The 19,959-nt window shown below is 66.8% G+C and carries 12 protein-coding genes; 9 read left to right on the forward strand and 3 right to left on the reverse strand.

The window, feature by feature from the left end:
• The first annotated feature begins 188 nt into the window (after positions 1 to 188).
• Entirely contained in the window at positions 189 to 1,103 is a 915-nt protein-coding gene (locus AC0KTM_RS07745; RefSeq protein WP_472415331.1) for a TPM domain-containing protein, read from the forward strand.
• On the opposite strand, the gene AC0KTM_RS07750 is transcribed toward AC0KTM_RS07745, so the two are convergent.
• Both AC0KTM_RS07750 and AC0KTM_RS07755 read right to left on the reverse strand, forming a co-directional pair.
• Complete coding sequence (locus tag AC0KTM_RS07750; RefSeq protein WP_472415333.1) at positions 1,093 to 1,794, reverse strand: Type 1 glutamine amidotransferase-like domain-containing protein; 702 nt, start codon at positions 1,792 to 1,794, stop codon at positions 1,093 to 1,095. The genes AC0KTM_RS07745 and AC0KTM_RS07750 overlap by 11 nt on opposite strands.
• Entirely contained in the window at positions 1,791 to 11,711 is a 9,921-nt protein-coding gene (locus tag AC0KTM_RS07755) for a BTAD domain-containing putative transcriptional regulator (protein ID WP_472417403.1), read from the reverse strand. Before AC0KTM_RS07755 ends, AC0KTM_RS07750 begins: the two co-directional genes overlap by 4 nt.
• Positions 11,712 to 11,827: 116 nt before the next feature.
• Between AC0KTM_RS07755 and AC0KTM_RS07760 the strand changes: the two genes are divergently transcribed.
• From AC0KTM_RS07760 to AC0KTM_RS07785, 6 genes are all read left to right on the forward strand, one after another.
• Positions 11,828 to 14,398, forward strand: a complete 2,571-nt coding sequence (locus AC0KTM_RS07760; RefSeq protein ID WP_472415335.1) for a SpoIIE family protein phosphatase — start codon at positions 11,828 to 11,830, stop codon at positions 14,396 to 14,398.
• Positions 14,398 to 14,715: an STAS domain-containing protein gene (locus AC0KTM_RS07765; RefSeq protein ID WP_225330094.1), complete on the forward strand. Its 318-nt coding sequence runs from the start codon at positions 14,398 to 14,400 to the stop codon at positions 14,713 to 14,715. The genes AC0KTM_RS07760 and AC0KTM_RS07765 overlap by 1 nt, the downstream gene beginning before the upstream one ends.
• An 88-nt stretch (positions 14,716 to 14,803) precedes the next feature.
• Positions 14,804 to 15,235: a nitroreductase family deazaflavin-dependent oxidoreductase gene (locus tag AC0KTM_RS07770; protein ID WP_472415337.1), complete on the forward strand. Its 432-nt coding sequence runs from the start codon at positions 14,804 to 14,806 to the stop codon at positions 15,233 to 15,235.
• Positions 15,236 to 15,376: 141 nt separating this feature from the next.
• Entirely contained in the window at positions 15,377 to 15,658 is a 282-nt protein-coding gene (locus tag AC0KTM_RS07775) for a hypothetical protein (protein WP_238957762.1), read from the forward strand.
• Positions 15,659 to 15,793: 135 nt separating this feature from the next.
• Complete coding sequence (locus AC0KTM_RS07780; protein WP_238957763.1) at positions 15,794 to 16,726, forward strand: SAM-dependent methyltransferase; 933 nt, start codon at positions 15,794 to 15,796, stop codon at positions 16,724 to 16,726.
• On the forward strand, positions 16,723 to 17,358 hold the full coding sequence (locus tag AC0KTM_RS07785; RefSeq protein ID WP_472415339.1) for a class I SAM-dependent methyltransferase: 636 nt from the start codon (positions 16,723 to 16,725) through the stop codon (positions 17,356 to 17,358). The genes AC0KTM_RS07780 and AC0KTM_RS07785 overlap by 4 nt, the downstream gene beginning before the upstream one ends.
• A 96-nt stretch (positions 17,359 to 17,454) precedes the next feature.
• Here AC0KTM_RS07785 and AC0KTM_RS07790 read toward each other — a convergent pair whose 3' ends face one another.
• Positions 17,455 to 18,102 carry a chitin-binding protein gene (locus tag AC0KTM_RS07790; protein ID WP_472415341.1) on the reverse strand — a complete coding sequence of 216 codons (648 nt, stop codon included), beginning with the start codon at positions 18,100 to 18,102 and terminating at the stop codon, positions 17,455 to 17,457.
• A 202-nt stretch (positions 18,103 to 18,304) separates the two neighbouring features.
• Between AC0KTM_RS07790 and AC0KTM_RS07795 the strand changes: the two genes are divergently transcribed.
• Together AC0KTM_RS07795 and AC0KTM_RS07800 are read left to right on the forward strand one after the other, a co-directional pair.
• Positions 18,305 to 19,018, forward strand: coding sequence for a VIT1/CCC1 transporter family protein (locus AC0KTM_RS07795; RefSeq protein WP_472415343.1), 714 nt, complete (start codon positions 18,305 to 18,307; stop codon positions 19,016 to 19,018).
• A gap of 98 nt (positions 19,019 to 19,116) precedes the next feature.
• Positions 19,117 to 19,959: a thioesterase family protein gene (locus AC0KTM_RS07800; RefSeq protein ID WP_472415345.1), complete on the forward strand. Its 843-nt coding sequence runs from the start codon at positions 19,117 to 19,119 to the stop codon at positions 19,957 to 19,959.

A 19,959-nucleotide genomic window follows, 5' to 3' on the forward strand; every position in this document is an offset into this window, starting at 1 on the left:
GAATGCTGTCGTTGCGCGACAGAGGTTACGCGCGTAACCAGTGGGTGTCCAGTGCGTGCGGGAGTCGGCCGGGCGCGAGTATCGGGCGGATTCTGCTGGGCGCTGACGTGCGAAAAGGCGATTCACAGCGGTTGGTCGCGGATGCGGCGCCTCCTGACCCAACGCGAATTGGCGGCTAAGTTACCTGTATGCGGATTGTTCGCCTGTTCGGTGCCGTCCTGACGATCCTCACCGCGGGCTTGCTGCTGGTGAGCCCCGCCGCCGCGCAGCCGCCGTCGAAGCTCACGGATCACATCACCGACGCCCAGGGGGTGTTGACCGATTCCGGTCGGGCCGCGGTCAGCGAGGCCATCGACCGGCTCTACCGCGATCGCCACATTCAACTGTGGGTCGTCTACGTCGACAACTTCAACCGGTTCAAGCCCGACAACTGGGCCGATCGCACCCGCAGCGCCAGCGGACTGGGCGGCCAGGATGCGCTGCTGGGCATCGCGACGAACACCAAGACGTACACGTTCACCGTGCCGCCGCAGGTGCAGGGCCCGACCGCCGCGGGGTTGGATAGTCTGCGGCGCAATCAAATTGAGCCCGTGCTGGGCGCCAAAGACTGGAGCGGTGCGGCGGTCGCCGCGGCCGACGGGTTGGACAAATTGGCGAGTTCGGCCAAGCCGGCGAGCTCGTCGAAGCCGATCTGGCCGCTGGTCGCGATCGGTGTCATCGTCGTTGCGGTTGTTGTGCTGCTTCTCGTGCTCTATCGCGCGCGTCGGCGGCGGCGCGCCCGTCTTGGCGGCGGACAGGCCAGCATTGAGGGGAGCGGTGATTCGTTGCCGCAGGCGCTGTCCACCGCGGATGCCCGGTTGCGCCAAATCTCCGACTACGTCGCCCGCCACCACGAAAGCGTCGGCGCCGAGGCGCAGGCCCGGCTCGACGAGGCCAAGCGGCATTTGGCGGCGGCGCACGGCAAGGAATCCACTAACGACGCCGAAGCGATCGCGCATGCCAACAAGGCATCGACGCTGGCCGCCCAGGCGCAGACGGCGGCGAACGCCGACGTGCTGGCAGCGCACCGCCCACGACGACGAGGTACCACGTCTAAGCGATGAGCGGTGGACTCAACAGGGATTGCACGACGCGGGTGCCGTCGTAGACGAATTTGTGCGCGGGATAACGCAGGGGCTCGACGGTGCTATCAGGGTGCACGACGAGTCCGCCGCCCGAGGGGATCCCGAGCCCGGTCGCTGCCCCTTCCAGTAATTGGATTGTCCGCGACAGCCGCCCCCAGTCGGCGCGTTCGTCGTGCACGTCGATCACCTTGGGGACGAGATTGAACACGTCGAACACGTCGGTCCCGCGTGATTCCGGCGTCTCGACGATTCCATAGCGTCCGAGCTGGACCGCGCCCGCCGAAATGCCCACCAGGACGGCCCCTTTGGTGTAGCGGTCCAGGATCGTCTGCTTCATGCCGGTTTCCTCGAAGGTGTTCCAGCCGAGGCGGACATCCCCGCCCGCGAGGACGATCAATTGGGTGTTCTCCAGGAAGGCGCGGTCGGCGGGGCCGAAGGACGAATGGATCATGCGACGGTCGGTGATCCCGACGGCATCGACGGCCGCCTCGAAGATTTCGTAGAACTCCGGCCGATCGCCGTTGGAGGCCCCGACGTAGGCGGCGCTCAACGGTTTGTCTCGGGGCAACCCGTCGAGCGCCGCTTCCAGTAGCAGCCGGCCGTCGCCCTTCCAGAACAGCAGCTGACTGTCTGCCAGTAGATACAACGGATTGAGTTGTGGCGCTGTCACTTCGGCTGATCTTTACCGGTGAGCTCATCGAACCGCGCGAGCGCGGCGTCGAGGTCTTCCTGGTCGAACGTTTCGATGCGGTCGATCAGGCCACCGCTCACAGTCAGAACGTTGACTTCGAGCCACTCGAGGTCGAAGCCGTCCTGCGAAGCACCACGCGACGACTGCGTGAAGACTGCTCCGAAATTGCTCAGCCGATGCACCGTATTGATATAGAACTTGGCTTGCGGCGCCAGCTCCCATGTGGCGCGGATGTATGGGACCAGCTCGCCGGGGGAGAACGCTCTTCCTCGGCGGTGGTCGACATTCACCCAGTCTGGCGTTGTCGTGGGGAGCTCGTGTCCGTTGAACGCGTGGAGGGCTCGCAAGATAACTGACCACGTATCCGCGTGGTCGGCTGCTTCGCCGGCGAGGTATCGGGCGTCGAGTTCCTCGAAGGCGGCATCGATATCGTCGGCGTCAAAAAAGACGTGGGCGGCGATCCGCCCGTCGGCGTGAATTTCCGCGATCCCCAGCAACTCTACGGCAAACCCCTCCTGCCGCGAGTCAGGATTGAACGAGCGGACGCGGGCGAGCGAGAGGCGCTCTCCGCGAGTCGCGATCGCCGTCAAGGATACCTGCGCAAGGCCCTCGGCCAGTGCTCGCATATTTGCCATCACGACATCGCGACCGTCCCAGAAGCCGACGTTTACCACTCGACGTCGATCGTCGACGAAACTGTCCGGGGCCAAGATCTCGGCTATCGCCGCCCAATCGTGGGTGCTCGAGCGGTCAAAGAGCCGGTGTTCTGCGCGGCTTGCCGCGTTCTCCAGGCTCCGCGTCTGGCCGTGCAGCTCATCGAACCTCGCCAGCGCGGCGTCGAGGTCGGACTCGTCGAATAGCTCACAGCGATTGATCCGATCGCCTTCGAAAGTCATCACGTCGATCACCTGCCACTCGGCGTCGAACCCCTCGGGCGAAGTCCCAACCGCGACATGGGTGATCACCACGCCAAGGTTGCCCAGGCGGTGCACGGCGGCGACGTAGAGGTGGGACTCCGACGAAAGTTCCCATGCGACAGAGAGGTATGTCGCCAGATCGCCCGTGCCGATCGGCACGAGTCGTCGATGATCGATGTTTACCCAATCAGATGTCGTCGCCGGGATTTTCCGCTGATTCAGCGCCACGAAGGCTTGGGTCACCAGCGTCCAGGTGTGGGAGTGGTTGGAGGCCTCCCCGGTGAGGTACCGCGCGTCGAGTTCTGCGATGGCCGCGTCGAGGTCGTCGGGGTCGAACACCACGCTTGCCACGATTCGGTTGTCATCGTCAATTTCGATCATGCCCAGCGCCGCAGCTTGAGATGCCTCGGGCAGCGAGCCTTGGCTTGCAAAGGTGAAACGACAGAGGGCGAGGCGTTCGCCGCGGGTGGCAAGCACGGTCGATCTCACATCAGTCATCCAGACATCGGCGCTGGCCCGCCAGTTCGCCATCTCAAGGTCTCGTCCGCGTCGGATCCCGGCGTTTAAGACGCGACGGCGATCGTCTGAGAAGAACCCGTCGGCGAGTAGTTCTGCCATTGTGTCCCAACCGCGGACGGCAAAATGCGCCAGAAACTTCTCGACAACCCGGGTTGCCGCATTATTTAGCCGCTGCGGCATCGGGCGCAATTCCTCAAACCGGGCAAGCGCTTTGTCGACATCGCTCTCTTCGTATATCTCCAACCGTGGCTCGTGGGGATCGAGCAAAAAGGAGCGGACCCATTGCAATTCGTTCCCCCGTGCATCAGTGCCTTCGATGATGGCGCTTGCGACAACGCCGTGGGCATCGAGAGCATGTACTGCCGTCGCCCAATAGCGGGCGTCTGGTACGAGGAGCCACAGCTCCTCAATCGCCCGCCGGAAGTCTCCATCCGCGAACGGGACTCGTCGATGATCGGTGTATGCAAGTCGCTCGATCATCGGTCCCGGCTCGTGGCTGTTGAGCTCGCGGAGGATGTCCAGGGCACACACCCAGGCGCTCGCGTATGGAGCCGCTTCTCCCGCGAGGTACCGCGCATCGAGTTCTGCGATGGCCGTGTCGAGTTCGTCCGCCTCGAATACGACGTATCCCGCAATTCGGTTGTTACCGTTGATCTCGACAACGGCGAACGCCGCAGCGGAATACGCCTCAGAGGACTGGTCGTGGTTTGTGAAGGCGTTGCGGAAAAGCGCGAGGTGCTCTCCGCGGATAGCGACGGTCGACGCCACGTGAGTGCTCCAGACTTCACTAGTAGCACGCCAATTCGCCATCTCTGCGTCGCGACCACGCCGAACCCCGGCATTCAACACTCGACGACGGTCGTCTGAGAAAACGTCCTCGGCGAGCAGTTCTGCCATTGCATTCCAGTCGCGGACCGCATAGTGCGCCAGGAATTTCTCGGCCACTCGGGCAGCCGCATTCACGAGCTCGGTTGTCGGCCGGCCGAACTCCTCGAACCTCGCGATCGCGGTATCCAAATCGGCCTCGTCGAACAACTCGCCCCGGCTGACCAGATCGCCTTCGAACGTGAAAAGGGCGATCTCCCGCCATTCGACGTCGGATCCGTTTTCCATGGTGCCATGCGCCCAGTGGGTGACGACTGCTCCTCGGTCGTTCATGCGATGCACCGCGAGGATGTGATTCTTGATGTCCCGGGCGAAGTCCCAACCGGCACGGAGGTATCCGATGAGGTCACCTGGCGGGAAAGCGGTCGCCCGCCGGTGGTCGATATTGACCCAGTCCTCGGTGTGGGCCGGAATCTCATACCTGTTGAGCGCGGCGTCGCCCGCCATGAGCAGCGACCACGTGTGCGCGTGGGCGGCCGCTTCGCCGGCAAGGTAGCGAGCGTCGAGCTCCTCGAACGCCGCGTCGAGGTCGTTGGTGTCGAATACGACCCGCGCAACGACTCGGTTTTCGGTGTCGATCTCGACGAGGCCGAGCACCTCGCTGTGGAACGTGTCGGGCCCCTGCTCGAGGCCGAAGAAACGGGTGCGGCCAAGGAAGAGGCGGTCGCCCCGGGTCGCGATGACGTGTGATGTCATTTTCGCAATCCCGATGTCAGCCCACGCCTTCATATTGTCGATATCGGCATCCCGGCCCAGTTGGACTCCCGCGCCCACAACCCGACGACGATCGTCACTCGAAAAGTCGTCAGCCGTCATCTCTGCCATCGCATCCCAGTTGCGCGCCGCGAAGTGTGCCAGGAAGCGGTCGCTGACTTGGCTTGCCGTGTTTTGCAGCCGCGGTGCCTGCTGGTGCAGCTCATCGAAGCGGGCGAGCGCGGCGTCTAAGTCGGTTTCATCGAAGAGCTCGGAGCGGTTGATCCCATCGCCTCGCACTGTCGAAAGGCCGATTTCCCGCCACTCAACATCGACGCCCGTATCGGAGATTCCGCGCACCACCCGGGTGACGACTGTGCCGACGGCGCTCAGCCGATGCACGGTCTCGATGTAGGCGTTCGGCGTCAGTACGTCCCACGTGGCGCGGAGGTACGGCTCAAGATCACCGGGCGCAAAGGATATTGTTCGCCGGTGGTCGATGTTAACCCAGTCTTGCGTCGTTGCGGGTAGCTCCTGACGGTTAACCGCCGTATACGCCTGCGTGATGACTTGCCACGTTCCCGCGTGCGGAGCGGCCTCGCCCGCGGCGTACCGAGCGTCGAGTTCGGCTATGGCGGTGTCGAAGTCGTCCGGGTCGAACTGCACGATCGCGACGATCCGCTCGTCGGTGTTGATTTCGGCGATGCCGAGCAAATCAGTGACGAATGCCTCGGGCCCTTGGTCTCGGCCCGAGAAGCGGAAACGCGCGAGGGCAAGGCGTTCCCCGCGGGTCGCCATGACGGTAGGTGCCCCTACTGTCCACAGGTCTGCGGCTTTCCGTAAGTCTGCGATGTAGGACTGTCGACCCTGGCGGATTCCCGCTCCCACCACGCGACGGCGATCCTCGTAGTAGAAGTTGTCAGCCAGCATTTCCGGCACGGCGTCCCACTCGCGGGCCGCGAAGCACGCTACGAAGCCCTCAGCCGCTCGAATTGCCGCGTTTTCCAGCCGCGGCGGCGCCGGCTCGCTGAGCTGGTCGAACTTCGCGAGCGCGGCGTCGATGTCTGCCTCATCGAATATCTCGGCGCGGCTGATCAAGTCGCCTTCGAACGTGATCAGATCGACCATCCGCCACTCGGCGAAAAATCCCTCTTGAGAGGCTCCGCTTAGCGAAAGGGTAACGACGATTCCGAGGCCGCTTAGTCGGTGGACGGCCTCGATGTAGATGCCGGCTTGCGGCGCGAGGTCCCACGTGGCGCGGAGGTTTGCGATCAGGTCGCCCGACGCAATTGTGATCACGTGCCGGTGGTCGATGTTGACCCAGTCCGGGGTCGTCGCGGGGAGTTCGTGCCGGTTGAGCCGGGCGAAGATCTCTACAGTGGTCGACCACGTACGCGCGTACGGCGCAGCCTCTCCGGCGGCGTAGCGGGCGTCGAGTTCGGCTATGGCGGAGTCGAAGTCGCCGGGGTCGAACGTGACGTAGGCTGCCATCTGGTTGTCGGAGTTGATCTCGACGACCCCGAGTTCCTCGGTGAGGACGCTGTCGGGCGCTCGGTCTGGGCCCGAGGAACGGGTACGGACGAGGGCGAGACGCGCGCCGCGGGTCGCAATGACTGTCGACGAAAAATTCGTGATCCCGACCTCAGCGATAGCTTGCAGGTTTGCAATTTGGGTATCTCGACCGTGTAGAACCCCAGCGTTCACCACGTGCCGGCGATCGTCGTGCGAAACATTGTCGGCCAGTATCGTCGCCACGGAGTCCCAATCGCCGCCTGCGAAGTACGCGAAGAAGCGCTCCGCCATCTGGCTCGCAGCGTTTTCCAGCCGCGGTGCCGGTCGGCTGAGCTCATCCAATCGCGCGAGCGCGGCGTCGATGTCGGACTCATCGAACATCTCGAAGCGATCTATCAGGTCGCCGTTGACCGTGTGAACGCTGATCACTCGCCATTCGGCGTGGAACCCATCTTGTGAGATCTCATGAGCCATCTGGGTGACGACCGCGCCACGGTTGTTCATGCGATGCACCGATTCGATGAAGGTGCTCAGGTCCGACCGAAGACTCCAGGCGGTGCTAAGCCACTCAGGTACTTCACCGGGCGCAATGGATGTCCCACGCCGATGATCGATGTTCACCCAATCTGGCGTTGTCGGGGGAGGTTCCCGCCGGTTCAACGCCGCGCAACTCCGCGTGATGACTGCCCACGTGCGTGCGTAGGGTGCAGCTTCGCCCGCGACGTAGCGGGTCTCGAGTTCGCCTATGGCACTGTCGAAGTCGTCCAGGTCATAGATAACGATCGACGTGATTCGCTGATCGGCGTCGACCTCGACGAGATTGAAGGCATCGTTTTGAATCGTCTCGGGGTCTCGACCGGACGCACGCACCTGGGTCAGGGCGAGGCGCTCGCCGCGGGTCGCCACGACGTCCGCAATCCCGATGGTGAAGCCGAGGTCGGCAGCCACCTGCAGATCCTTGATCACGGATTCTCGACTCCCTCGGTCCCCGGCATTCACCACTCGTCGGTGATCGGCACCGGAAAGTCTTTCGGAGACAATGGCTCCTACGGCAGCCCAGTCGCGTTCGGAGAAGTGCGACCAGAAGCGCTCGTACACCCGCGTCGCTACATTCTCGAGCTGCGCTCGAGGATGTATCTCCTCGAATTGACCGTATGCGGCATCGAGTTCGGCCATTGCGGCGTCGAGGTCTTCGAGGTCGAACCACACCTGCAGGGAGATCTGGCCATCGTTATCGATGCCATAAAGCAGCAGGAATTCGTCCTGCGGCGCCCCAGGGCCGACATCGTCCGCGCCTATCACCAATCGAGCGAGCGCCAGACGCTCGCCTCGCACGGCGATAACCATTTGGGTGACCCGCATAGGAACTTTTTCCAAAACGCGCCTGTTCAGCTGTGGAAACTCGCCCGATGGGACGTCGATCTGTCCAAACCCGACAATCTTGCGGCGGCTCTCGATGAATCCGTCCGGCGCGAAGAGTCGCTCGAACTCGTCCCACGCCTCACGATTTATCGCGGACGCCACGCGTTCGCCCGCGGGCACGCATGCGTTGTCCAACTCGACCCTCGACGGTTCTGGTCGAGCGGGTGCGCTCCGCTTCACATTCTCGCCGAGGATCGCGCGCGCCCTTTCCGCAAGCGCCGCAGCGCCTTTGCGTTCGTACAGCTCGACCGCTTGCTCGGCGGCGGCTCGCGCCGCTACGACGTCGCCGCCGCCCCCCAAAACCGTCGCCAGCGTCAGGCAGGCGTCGCCGTGATCAACCAGGGCGTCGGTGCGTTCGGCCAACGTCACCGCCGCCTCGGCGACTCGCCGAGCCGCGGCGTAGTCACCGCCGCGCCCCAGCAAGTGTGCGCGAAGGGTGCGCCACGCGATCGAGGCCTTCAGCGCGTGACCGGCGAGACGCTCGCTTTCCGAACACAATTCGTCTGCCTCGGATTCGCGGTCGAGAGCAAGATATGCGCGGCCCAACAACGCGGCGGTCTCGGCGGTATCGGCGTCTAATCCCATGCGACGAAAACCGTTGTAGGCCTTGCGCAGATGCGGTTCAGCCGCAGCCGGATCGTCGACGACGAGCTCGACGATACCGGCGAACTGCTCCACCTCCAGTAGCGCATGACGCAAGCCGAGCTCGCTAACCGTGCGCCGGGCCGAGTCGATCATCCGTCTGGCCGCGGCGGCGCGGCCGCGAAAGGCCTCCAGCACGGCCTGGCATCGCGTCGAAGTGGCCTCGACGGCAGGGGAGTCGGTCGTGATCCGAAGCAGCCGCACCACATCCAGACACCGCCCCCCGGCGCGCGGAACGGGGTTGGGGCCCCACAGCGCCGCCAGAGGAGCGCCCGCCAAAACCGCGTTTACCCGGCGGTGTTCGCCCGCGCGCCGCGCTGCGTTCAGCGCGTCGTCCAAAGCGACTTCGCAGTCGGCGATTCGTCCCAGGCGGGCGAGGCATCCCGCTCGGACGGTGTGCGCCTTGGCTTCTCCGGCGGCGTCGGCGAGCTCGGCGAGTTTGGCGGCGGCCGCGCCCAGCGCGGCTTCGACCTCGTCCAACCGTTCGGGGTGAATCAGCATCGACAATTGCCCGTCGAAGCATGTGGCCCACGCTGCGAGCCGAGCAGAATCGACTGTCGCCGCGCGCAATTGGGAGACCGCGCCCGCTGCCGACGCCACATCACCGGCGGCCAACAAAGCCTCGCAGCGCGCGACCAACAGCTCGGCGGTCTGATCGTCACGATCGGGCAGCTCGTCGTCAAGCTCTTCCAGCGCGTGCAAGGCGTGGCGGTACAGGTCGGCGGCACCTTCGTAGGCGAGTCGTGCCATCGCTTGGTCTGCCGCGCGCCGGCAATAGAAGATCGCCTTGGCTGCGTTTCCCGCCCAAGCACATTCGAAGTAGTGGTGCGCCAGCTCGGCCAGCAGATCGTCGTCGGCGCCCGGCAGCGTCTCCAGTATCGTGGCGATGCGCTGGTGCAATCGCATGCGCCGCACGGACGCCAGCTCGGCCAGCAGTGACTGGCGGACAAGAGCGTGGTTGAACCGATAGTTGCCGCCTGGTTCTTCGATGACGATGCCGGCCTTGCGCGCTTCGTCGAACGCGTCGATGAGGTCGTTGCCGACCACCTGCTCGACCAGCTCCACGGAGAACCGGCTCCCGACCACCGCGGCCGCGGCAAGCGCCTTGTTGGTCTCGACCGGCAGCCGAGAAAGTCTGCGGCTCACGGCTTCTCGAACGCCCTGCGGCAGGGTGCTCTGATCCCACGCGCCGCCACTCTCGTCGACGTGGCGCAGGGCCTCGATGAGGAAGAAGGGGTTACCGCCGGTGACCGACGCCAGGGCGTGCGCGAGTTCCTCGTCGTCGTAGCCGGCTTCGGTGACGTAGGTGGTCACGTCATCCTCGTCGAGGCCGCCGAGACTGAGCCGGTTGGCCGTGCCGTCGCGGTGAAGATCGGCGAGCATCGCCGCCAGGGGGTGGGAGCGGTCGAGATCGGTGCTGCGGTAGGTGCCGACGATCTGCACGCGGGCGTGGTCGCCGAAGCGCAGCAGGTGCCGCAGCAGGAGCAGCGTCGGCTTGGCTGCCCAGTGCAGATCGTCGAGGATCAAGAGCACCGGCGCGCTCGCGGAGGCGATCTCCAGCAGGGCAACGACGGCATCGAAAAGTGCGTACCGCTCGGTGTCGGGATCCGCGTGCGACGGGGGAGCGAGATCGGGCACCACATCGGTCAGCCCGGGCACGAGCGGCAGCAACGCTTCGACACCGCGCAGCCCCCGCAGCCGGTCAGCGCCCATGCACGGCACGAGCGAACGCAACGCTTCCGCGAACGGCTGATAGGGCGCTCCGAGGTCCTCGTCGCACCGGCCGTACAGCACGACCGCGCCCTGGTCATAGGCCCGCTGCGACCATTCACCCGCAAGGCGCGTCTTGCCGACGCCCGGTTCGCCGGCGATCAGCACCGTGCGCACGCCGCCCGTCAGCGCGCTCTGCCACGCGGACAGCAGCCCTTCGAGTTCGCGGCCACGTCCGACGAACGGCCCGGGGCCGACGAGCACCGCCGGAAGTCCGGGCCGCTCCATCGGCGTTTCGGTCGCCGCCGGCTCGGGACGCTGCTCGGCGGTTTCCAGTCGCAACTCGAAAACGTGCTCGGGCCGTGCGAGATTCCGCAGCTGGCGCATCCCGAGGTCGGTGAGCACCACGTCGTCGGCCAGCGAGTCGATGACGAGCTCGGCGGTCGCGCCCGAACACAGGATCTGGCCACCCTCGGCCAGCGACCGCAGCCGCGCGACCCGATTGACGGCCCGGCCGAAGTAGTCGCCGTCGCGGAGCTCGACCTCACCGGTATGCAGCGCCACCCGGATGCGGATGGGTTCCCGCAAGGCCCACGGTTCATGAGCGATCGCGTCCTGCAACTCAACCGCGGCCGAGGCGGCCGCAGAGGGCCGTTCGAAGACCGAGAAGGTTGCGTCGCCCTCGCCGCGCGTCTTGATCAGCCGACCGCCACGCGAGGTGACCACGTGTTCGATCAGCTCGTCGTGTCGGGCGAGCGCCACCGCCATCGCGTCGGCGTCCGCCTCCCAGGCGGCCGTCGACCCCTCGATGTCGGTGAGAAGGAACGTCACCGCCCGTGTCACCGACGGAACATGTTGTGCCACGGCAATATCCAGCGAAGAGTCCTGAGCGACGATCGCGGCCTCGAGCCGGCGAAGTTCGGGCCCGGGATCGACCCCCAGTTCGTCGGCAAGCAGCGCACGCGCCCGTTGGTAGGCGCCAAGGGCTTCGCCTTGCCGGCCGGCCCGGTAGAGGGCGAGCATCAGCTGGCCCCACCGCCTTTCGCGCAGCGGAGCATCAGCTATCGCGGCCTCGAGATCGCCGATGAGTTCCGCGGCTCGGCCCGTCGCCAGTAACGCGTCCGCCCGATCCTCCACCAGCGCGGCGTGCCCCTCCATCCACCGCGTCTTTTCGGACGTTCCGCGCCGGCCATCGGGAAGTTCGGGGATTCCGCGCCAGAGGGCAAGAGCCTCCTCGAATCGGGCCACCGCCTGGCTGGTGTCGCCCGCGGTGGCGGCCTCGCGCCCCAGTCGCGCTGCCGACTTGTAGCGCGAGGCATCAACCTCGCTGTCGGCGAGCACCCAACCCGCCCCCCGCGTCAGGACAAAGCCGTCACCCAGGATGCGGCGCAGCGACGAGATGTGGGTCTGCAACGCTTTGGCGGCGGTGCGCGGCGGATCCTCACCCCACAGCAACTCGACGAGCGCGTCGGCCGGCACAACGGAACCATCGTGCAACCCGAGCATCGTGAGGATGGCGCGAGGTTTCGCGCCCGGGATACCGACGGCCGCTCCGCCTTGCCGGACCTGGAGAGGGCCTAAAACCCCCAGTTCCACCGCTAAAAGGGTACTCACCTCGCCTATCGTCGGTGGGGCAATTCAATACGCGGTCAAGATTCAGTAAAGGCCCCAGCACCCGCGCGCCGGCAACACCACGCATTACCTTGGTGCCTATGGACAGCGACCGGAGTGACTCCGCCTTCACCTGGCAGGGCCGGCGCGAACTGGTGGGCCAGATGCACGACCAGCTCGATGAGCTGGAGGCGGCGCGCGACCAGATGGAACAACTGGTGCGGGTCATCGTCGAGCTCGGCTCCGATCTGGACCTGGACGTGACGCTGCATCGGGTCCTCAAGGCGGCGATGGAACTGACGGGCGCCCGCTACGCCGCCCTGGGTATCCGCGCACCCGACGGCAGCCTCGTTTCTTTCGTGCACGCGGGAATCGACGCCGACGCGGCGCGACGGCTCGGCGACCTCCCGGTCGGCGAAGGGCTGCGCGTCGACGATCTGAGCACTCATCCGCAGACAGCCGGGCTGCCCGCGCACGACCCACCGTTGCGGGCATTCCTCGGAATCCCGATCACGGTGCGGGCGGCCAACTTCGGCAACCTCTACCTGGCCGACGATCGGCCCGGCCGCGTCTTCACCGACTCCCAGGAGGGCGCCGTACGAGCGATGGCCACGGCGGCCGCCGCCGCCATCGACAACGCACGGCTCTTCGAGCGGGAGCGTGAAACGGCGAAATGGACGAAGGCCAGTCGCGAGATCACGACCGCGCTGCTGTCCGGCGACCCACAGACGGGGCCACTGCAGCTCATCGTCAACCGGGCGCTGGAGTTGGCCTCCGCCGAGCAGGCGATCCTGCTGGTGCCGCGGGAGCCCGAATCGCCCGTCGACGACGTCGAAACCCTGGTGGTGGCCGCAACGGCGGGACGCTACTCGTCGGAAGTGATCGGCCGGCAGGTTCCGATGGAAGGCTCCACCACGGGTGGTGTGGCACGCCGCGGCCTACCGCTGATCACCGATTCCTTCCAGTACCCGATCGAGGGATTCACCGATGTCGGTGAACGCCCGGCGATCGTCATCCCGCTGATCGCGGACGGCGCGGTGCTCGGTGTCATCGCCGTTGCGCGCGACCCGCACCAGCCCCCGTTCGGCAACGACTACCTCGACCTCGTCAGTGACTTCGCCCGGCACGCCGCGATCGCGTTGGCGCTGGCGGCGGGCCGCGAACATGCGATCAATCAGGAACTGGCCCAAGCCGATACCGTCGAGGAAGCGGTCTACGCCGCCGCCGAGGAACTGCGGCGGCTCTGGCGGGCGCGCCGGGTCCTGGCCGTCACGTTCCCGGCGTACAGCTCGTCCACGGAGACGGCCTTCGGCGCACCGCAGGTGGTGTCGGTCGGTGAGCCCACGCAGTGGGCCGACCTGCCGCCCCACACACAAGAGGCGCTCAGATCGTTGCGCGACGGCGACTTCCTCACCCCCACCGCGATCCAGCCGGGAACGGCGGGCATCGCGCTGCAGCACCCGGAGGGCGTGCTGGTCGTCTGCATCGACCTGACCGAGCAACGCCCGTTCACCCTCGAGGACCAGACCTTGCTCACCGTGCTGGCCGGCCGCCTCGGCCAGGGCCTGCAGCGGGTGCACCAAGTCGACCAGCAGCGCGAAACCGCCCTGGCCCTGCAGCACGCGATCCTCGGCCCGGCCGATCTGCCCAGCGGGTTCGCGGTGCGCTATCAGGCGGCCACCCGGCCGCTGCAGGTGGGCGGCGACTGGTACGACATCGTCGACCTCGAGGACGGGCGCATCGCGTTGGTTGTCGGCGACTGTGTCGGCCATGGCCTCGCCGCTGCCGCCGTGATGGGTCAGGTGCGCAGCGCCTGTCGGGCGCTGTTATTCGAAAACCCAAGCCCCGCTGCGGCTCTCGCGGGGATGGATCGCTTCGCCGCACGGCTGCCCGGCGCGCAGTGCACCACCGCGGTCTGCGCGGTGCTGACCCCCGACACCGGCGAACTGGTCTATTCCAGCGCCGGGCACCCGCCGCCCATCCTGGTGCACGGCGACGGCACCACCCAGATGCTCGACGACGGCCACACCATCGCGTTGGGAATACGGCGCGACTGGCCGCGCCCGGAGGCCCGCGTGACCATACCGGCGCGCGCGACCCTGCTGCTCTACACCGACGGCCTGGTCGAGCGTCGCCGCAGTCCGCTGGATCGGGGCATCTCCCGCGTCGCCGGCATCGCGCAGGACGCCCTCGGGCTGGGACTGGACGAGCTGGCCAACCAGATCATGACCCGCGTCGCGCCACAGGGCGGGTACCAGGATGACGTCGTTCTGCTGCTCTACCGCCATCCGGCCCCGCTGGAGCTGAACTTCCCCGCCGACGTCAGCCAACTCGCGCCCACCCGCAACGCTCTGCGCAATTGGTTGAGCCGCGTCCGGGTGGGGCCCGAAGAGGCGCTGAACGTGCTGGTTGCCGCCGGGGAAGCCGTCGCCAACGCGATCGAGCACGGCCACCGGCACAGACCGCAGGGCCTCATCCGCCTGGGCGCGATCGCGGTGGGCGATCAGGTGAAGTTGACGATCACGGACACCGGTTCGTGGAAGGCGCCGCAGCCGGCTTCGCACCATCGTCGCGGCCGGGGCATCCCGCTGATGCGAAGCCTGATGCACGACGTCGACATCCGGACGGCCAACGACGGAACCACCGTTCACCTCTCGGCCAGGATCACCTGATGACCACGCCGCTCACGCTCGACACCGCGCGCGGCAGCGACGGGAAACTCGTGCTGGTCGCGGCCGGGGAAATCGACCTGAGCAACATCGACGTCTTCACCCTGGCCCTGTCCACCGCCGCCACCGGCGGCGACGGGGCGCTGCTTGTCGACCTCAGCGCCGTGGAGTACCTGGACAGCGCCGCCATCAACGCCTTGGCGGCCCACGCCGACCGCATCGAGCTGGTCGCGCACCCGATCCTGATGCCCGTCCTCAAGGTCAGCGGTCTGACCGAGCTCACCGCCATCGTGCCCGCGCCGCCGACCAGGATGCGGTGACCACCCACTCGGTGCCGAATATTCTTGCGGCGCAAGATAAGGACGATTCTCGCTGGCCCATACGTCCTCCGCGTGCCACGATGGCGTGATGGCTGACGACGCGCTGAGCTCGGAACGTGAATTCAACGAGGACAACATCGAGGAGTTCCGCCGCAACGGCGGCAAGGTCGGGGGGCAGTTCGAGGGCTTCCCGCTGCTGTTGCTGACGTCAGAGGGGGCGCGCAGCGGCGCCCAACGGGTCAACCCCGTCGCCTACTTCGACATCGACGGCAAAATCTATATCGTCGGCTCGGCGGCGGGCCGGGACAAACATCCCGCCTGGGTGCACAACATCCGCGCCATTCCCGACGTGTCCATCGAGATCGGCTCCGACGCTCCCAAGTCGGTGACCGCGCGCGAATTGCCGCGCGAGGAAAGGGATTCGATCTATCCCGTCATCGTCGAGCGCGCACCCGGCTTCGGCGAATACCAGCAGCGCACCGATCGCGTCATCCCGGTCTTCGAATTGATGAGCGACTGAAGACCCTCGCTGCCAACAACATTCAAGCCCGTCAATTCGGCACACTAACGCACCGACTGCCGCACAATGATGTGCGCGGGTCTGGCCCGATGCGACGAGCCATCACCGCCCGCCCTGCCCGAAGACAAAGTGAGGTCGGCGATGAGACAGTATCTGCGGCGCTCCCTGATCGGCGCCTTCGCCCTCGCGCTGGCCGGGTTACCGGTAACGGTGCCCGGGACGCCGGCGATCGCCCGCGCCGACGGTGACTGCGCCCCGGGCTGGGGCTGGAGCGTCGAGTTGAATGAGTGCGTGTTCCTGCTGCCGGCCGCAAATGGACCGGGCGGCCCCGGCGGCCCGGGTGGCCCCGGTGGACCGGGCGGCCCCGGCGGACCTGGAGGACCCGGCGGACCGGGCGCGCCCGGCCACCCCGGAGCGCATTAAAAGCCCCGTCTAGCTGCGGCGACGCAACGCTCGCACCGGGGATCTCGCCGGATGGTCGGCCGCTGGGAACTCCACCGGCCCATCGGTCGTTATACCGGCTAAGTAACCGGTGATTCCGAGGGGGACAAGCGCCGCATGCCACGCACAGACAACGACACCTGGGATCTCGCGACCAGTGTGGGCGCGACCGCCACGATGGTGGCAGCCGCCCGGGCGATCGCGACCAACGCCGACAACCCGCTGATCGAGGACCGGTTCGCCGAGCCTCTGGTTCGTGCCGTCGGCGTGGACTTCTTCACTCGCTGGGTCTCCGGCGACTTGGTCGCCGCCGACGTCGACGACCATGAATCCGGCTGGAAGCTCGAACACATGCCCGCCGCGATGGCCGCCCGCACCCGTTTCTTCGACTCGTTCTTCCAGGCAGCGACGCAGGCCGGGATCCGGCAGGCGGTGATCTTGGCGTCCGGCCTTGATGCGCGCGCCTACCGGTTGGCCTGGCCGGCCGACATGACGGTGTTCGAGATCGACCAGCCGCAGGTGATCGACTTCAAGGCCACCACCTTGGCGCAGCTGGGCGCAGCGCCGCAGACCGAGCTGCGCACGGTCGCTGTCGATCTGCGTAACGACTGGCCAAAAGCCTTGGTGGACGCGGGCTTCGACACGAGCCGGCCCACGGCATGGATCGCGGAGGGCCTCTTCGGTTATCTACCGCCGGAGGCCCAAGACCGCCTACTGGACAACATCACCGCACTGAGCGCTGACGGCAGCCGGCTGGCGTGCGAAGCTATTCCAGACATGTCCGAGGTAGACACCGAGAAGGCGCACGAGATGATGCGAAGGGCCACCGCGAAATGGCGTGAGCACGGCTTCGACCTGGAATTCGGCGATCTCGGCTACCAGGGCGAGCGCAACGACGTCGCCGTCTACCTGGACAACCTGGGATGGCAGTCGGTCGGCGTCCAGATGAGTCAGCTGCTGGCCGACTCCGGCCTCGAGTCGATCCCGCAGACCAACGACTCCGTCTCGGTGGCCGACACCATCTACTACAGCTCGGTGCTGGCCAAGTGACTGCACCGCAGCGCCGCGGGCTCAATGAAGCGGTCACGCGGATGTGGAGCTTTCTGGCGCCGGCCTATGACCTGCCGTTTCTGCAACAGTGGGTGTATCGGCCGCCGCACAACGAGGTGATAGGTCAGCTGCGCAACCACGGGGCGCGAAAGATCGCTGATATCGCCTGCGGCACAGGGATTCTCAGCGACCGCATTCAGCGTGAACTGAATCCGGACGAGATCTATGGCGTCGACATGTCCGACGGCATGCTCAACCAAGCCCGGGCCAGATCGGATCGGGTGCAGTGGTTGCGCGGTCCGGCCGAACAACTTCCGTTTGACGACGGTGCGCTCGACGCCGTCGTGACGACCTCGGCATTCCACTTCTTCGACCAGCCCGCGGCGTTGCGCGAATTCCATCGCGTGCTCGCGCCGGGCGGACTGGTGGCCGTCTCGGCGCTGAGCACGCGGCGACCGCGGCTGCAGTCATCAGCGCAGAATCGGTGGAAGCCGCAACACAACACGTCGGCGCCCGAGATGCGGGCGCTGTTCGAAAACGCCGGGTTCGTGATCAGCGACCAGCACCGGATCCCGCGGCCGGTATGGACGCGCCTGGTGTCCGATCTGCTGACCGTCGGCACCAAAAGCTGAGACTCGCGTCGAGCACGAAATGTGTTTGTCGCCAACGGTATAGACGACGCTGCCCGCCTCGCCAATCGGCGAGGCGGGCAGCGCGTTCAGCGATCTTTACAGCGGAATCCAGACCCCGAAGAAGTCGAATCCCCACTGGTTGAAACGGGGGTTCCAGTACGGCGTTTCCTGGTAGCCCCAGTAGTTGATCGGGCCATAACCCCATGGACCGCCAGGCGGGGGGAGCGGCCGATCCCACGCCGGTCGCGGCGGCGCGCCGGGGCCCCACGGGCCAGGCCCGTCGCCCCACGGGGCGCCGTGGAAGTAGCCCCGCTGGTCATCGCCATGCCACGGACCACCGGGACCACCGGGACCGGCGGGTCCACCCGGGCCGCCGGGCCCGCCGGGTCCGCCCGGGTGATCGGGACCTGGGCCCCCGGGTCCGCCCGGGCCGCCCGGGTGATCGGGACCGGGCCCGCCGGGCCCACCCGGGCCTCCGGGACCACCGGGATGATTGGGACCGCCAGGACCGCCAGGACCACCGGGCCCGCCCGGACCACCTGGGCCGCCGGGACCACCAGGGCCGCCGGGATCATTCGGCCCGGTGGGAGCGTGAAAGCCCCCGGGTTGCGGTGCGCCATGACCACCGGGGCCCGGTGGCGGCCCGCCCGGTGCGGCGTTGGCAAACCCGGCGCCCATTCCCAAGGCCGCAGCACCGAGCGCTCCGGCGATGGTCACCCCTCCGACAAGTTGCTTCAACTTCACGATGCTTCACCTATCCACTAGGGACTTCTTCCACCAGGGATGCGTTCGGAACCTCCCCCTGGCACAACCCAGACGCTAGATAGCTTTCCTATGGACTAGCTGTGTTTGGCCCCTGCAGTGTGTGGGTGGGTAGCCGGACGCGCCGGTTTGGCAAGGCTAGGTTGGCTAGTCGGCCACGGTTTTCCTCTATATCGTTGCCGCCGTGTCGAGTACGTCACATCCCGCCGAACCGCACGTCGGATCGGTGTCGTCGAAGCTGAATTGGTTGCGCGCGGGCGTGCTGGGCGCCAACTACGGGATCGTCTCCACCGCGGGCATCGTCGTAGGCGTCGCGGCGGCCACGACCCTGCGAGGCCCGATCTTGACCGCCGGCAGCGCCGGACTGGTCGCCGGAGCGGTGTCGATGGCGCTCGGAGAATACGTATCCGTCAGCACCCAGCGCGACACGGAAAAAGCGCTGCTGCGCCAGGAGCGCCGCGAACTGCGCGACGATCCCGCTGCCGAACTGGACGAGCTCGCCACGCTCTACGAAGCGAAAGGCCTGACGGCGGCCACCGCCCGCACCGTGGCAGAGGAACTCACGGATCAGAATCCGTTGCTGGCCCACGCCGAGGTCGAACTCGGCATCAATCCCGACGAGTTGACGAATCCGTGGCAGGCGGCGTCGTCGTCGGCGCTGTCATTTGCGATCGGCGCCCTGTTGCCGTTGATCGCCATCCTGGCCCCGCCGACCACGTGGAGGATCCCCGTCACCATGGCGGCGGTGCTCGCGGCATTGGTGGTCACCGGCGCGGTCTCGGCCGGTCTGGGCGAGGCGCCAAAGCTTCGCGCCGTGCTCCGCAACGCCATCGGGGGCAGCCTCGCGCTGACGATCACCTACGTGATCGGTCACCTGGTAGGCGCCGCCATCGACTGACCGGCACGGCGCATTCGCCGACTGGAAGCGCAACTGTAACATTCACGGTTGCGGGTCTCAGCAGGGTTCCGCGATCCCCTGACGCGAAGGGTCATGCAGTGGCCGAGCCCAATGTCGTTCCGGATGAAGCTCGATGGGCGGAACCGGCGCCGTATTTCGTTCGCGACGAAAAGTATTTCGTGCCAACGCGAATCGCGCGCGGCGGCTGGGGTCCATCGCTCAGCGGCCACGTGGTCGGCGGGCTCCTGGCGTGGGCGGTCGAGCGGGCCGCTCCGGACGCGCACCTGCAACCGGCGCGGCTGACCGTGGACCTGCCCCGGCCCACGGCGCTCAAACCGCTCGAGGTGCACACCGAGGTGCGCCAGGACCGACGGCGATTGCGGCTGGTCGAGGCCGTCATCATTCAGGACGGCGCCCCGGTGGCACAGGCCAGCGCGCTGTTCTTGCGGCGCGGACCCCAGCCCGGCGGACAGGTCTGGTCACCTCCGGTGCAGATGCCGCCGCTACCGTCGGGCCAGGATTACCCGACGCTGTTCATGCGCACCTACGGCTGGGGCTCGGGGGTGCAGAACCCCGACCCGGACTGGCCCCAGACCGAGGGCCCGAAATACACCTGGTTGCACGAGGATCGCCCGTTGGTCGACGATGAACCGCTGTCCGCCTTCACCCGCGCCGCGATGGCCGGAGACATCACGGCCTCGACCGCCAACTGGGGCACCAACTCCCTGGAGTTCATCAACGTCGACTACACGCTGACGCTGGTCCGGCTGCCCGAGGGCGCGCACATCGGGCTGGCCTCCCTCACGCATCACAGCCACGACGGGGTGGCCAGCGGCTCCGCGGTCCTGGTCGACGAGAAGGGCCCGATCGGCACCGGGGTGTCGGTCGCCGTCGCGCAGTCGGGATTTCGTCCGCCCTCCACCGACCCGTCGGTGCGGTGA

The sequence above is a fragment of the Mycobacterium sp. NTMscope_Eco_3 genome, from assembly GCF_976985685.1.

Bases quoted from the DNA above. Each gene is read 5' to 3' on its own strand.
- AC0KTM_RS07745 (WP_472415331.1), top strand. From the start codon at position 189: ATGCGGATTGTTCGCCTGTTCGGTGCCGTCCTGACGATCCTCACCGCG.
- AC0KTM_RS07760 (WP_472415335.1), top strand. From the start codon at position 11,828: ATGGACAGCGACCGGAGTGACTCCGCCTTCACCTGGCAGGGCCGGCGC.
- AC0KTM_RS07765 (WP_225330094.1), top strand. From the start codon at position 14,398: ATGACCACGCCGCTCACGCTCGACACCGCGCGCGGCAGCGACGGGAAA.
- AC0KTM_RS07770 (WP_472415337.1), top strand. From the start codon at position 14,804: ATGGCTGACGACGCGCTGAGCTCGGAACGTGAATTCAACGAGGACAAC.
- AC0KTM_RS07775 (WP_238957762.1), top strand. From the start codon at position 15,377: ATGAGACAGTATCTGCGGCGCTCCCTGATCGGCGCCTTCGCCCTCGCG.
- AC0KTM_RS07780 (WP_238957763.1), top strand. From the start codon at position 15,794: ATGCCACGCACAGACAACGACACCTGGGATCTCGCGACCAGTGTGGGC.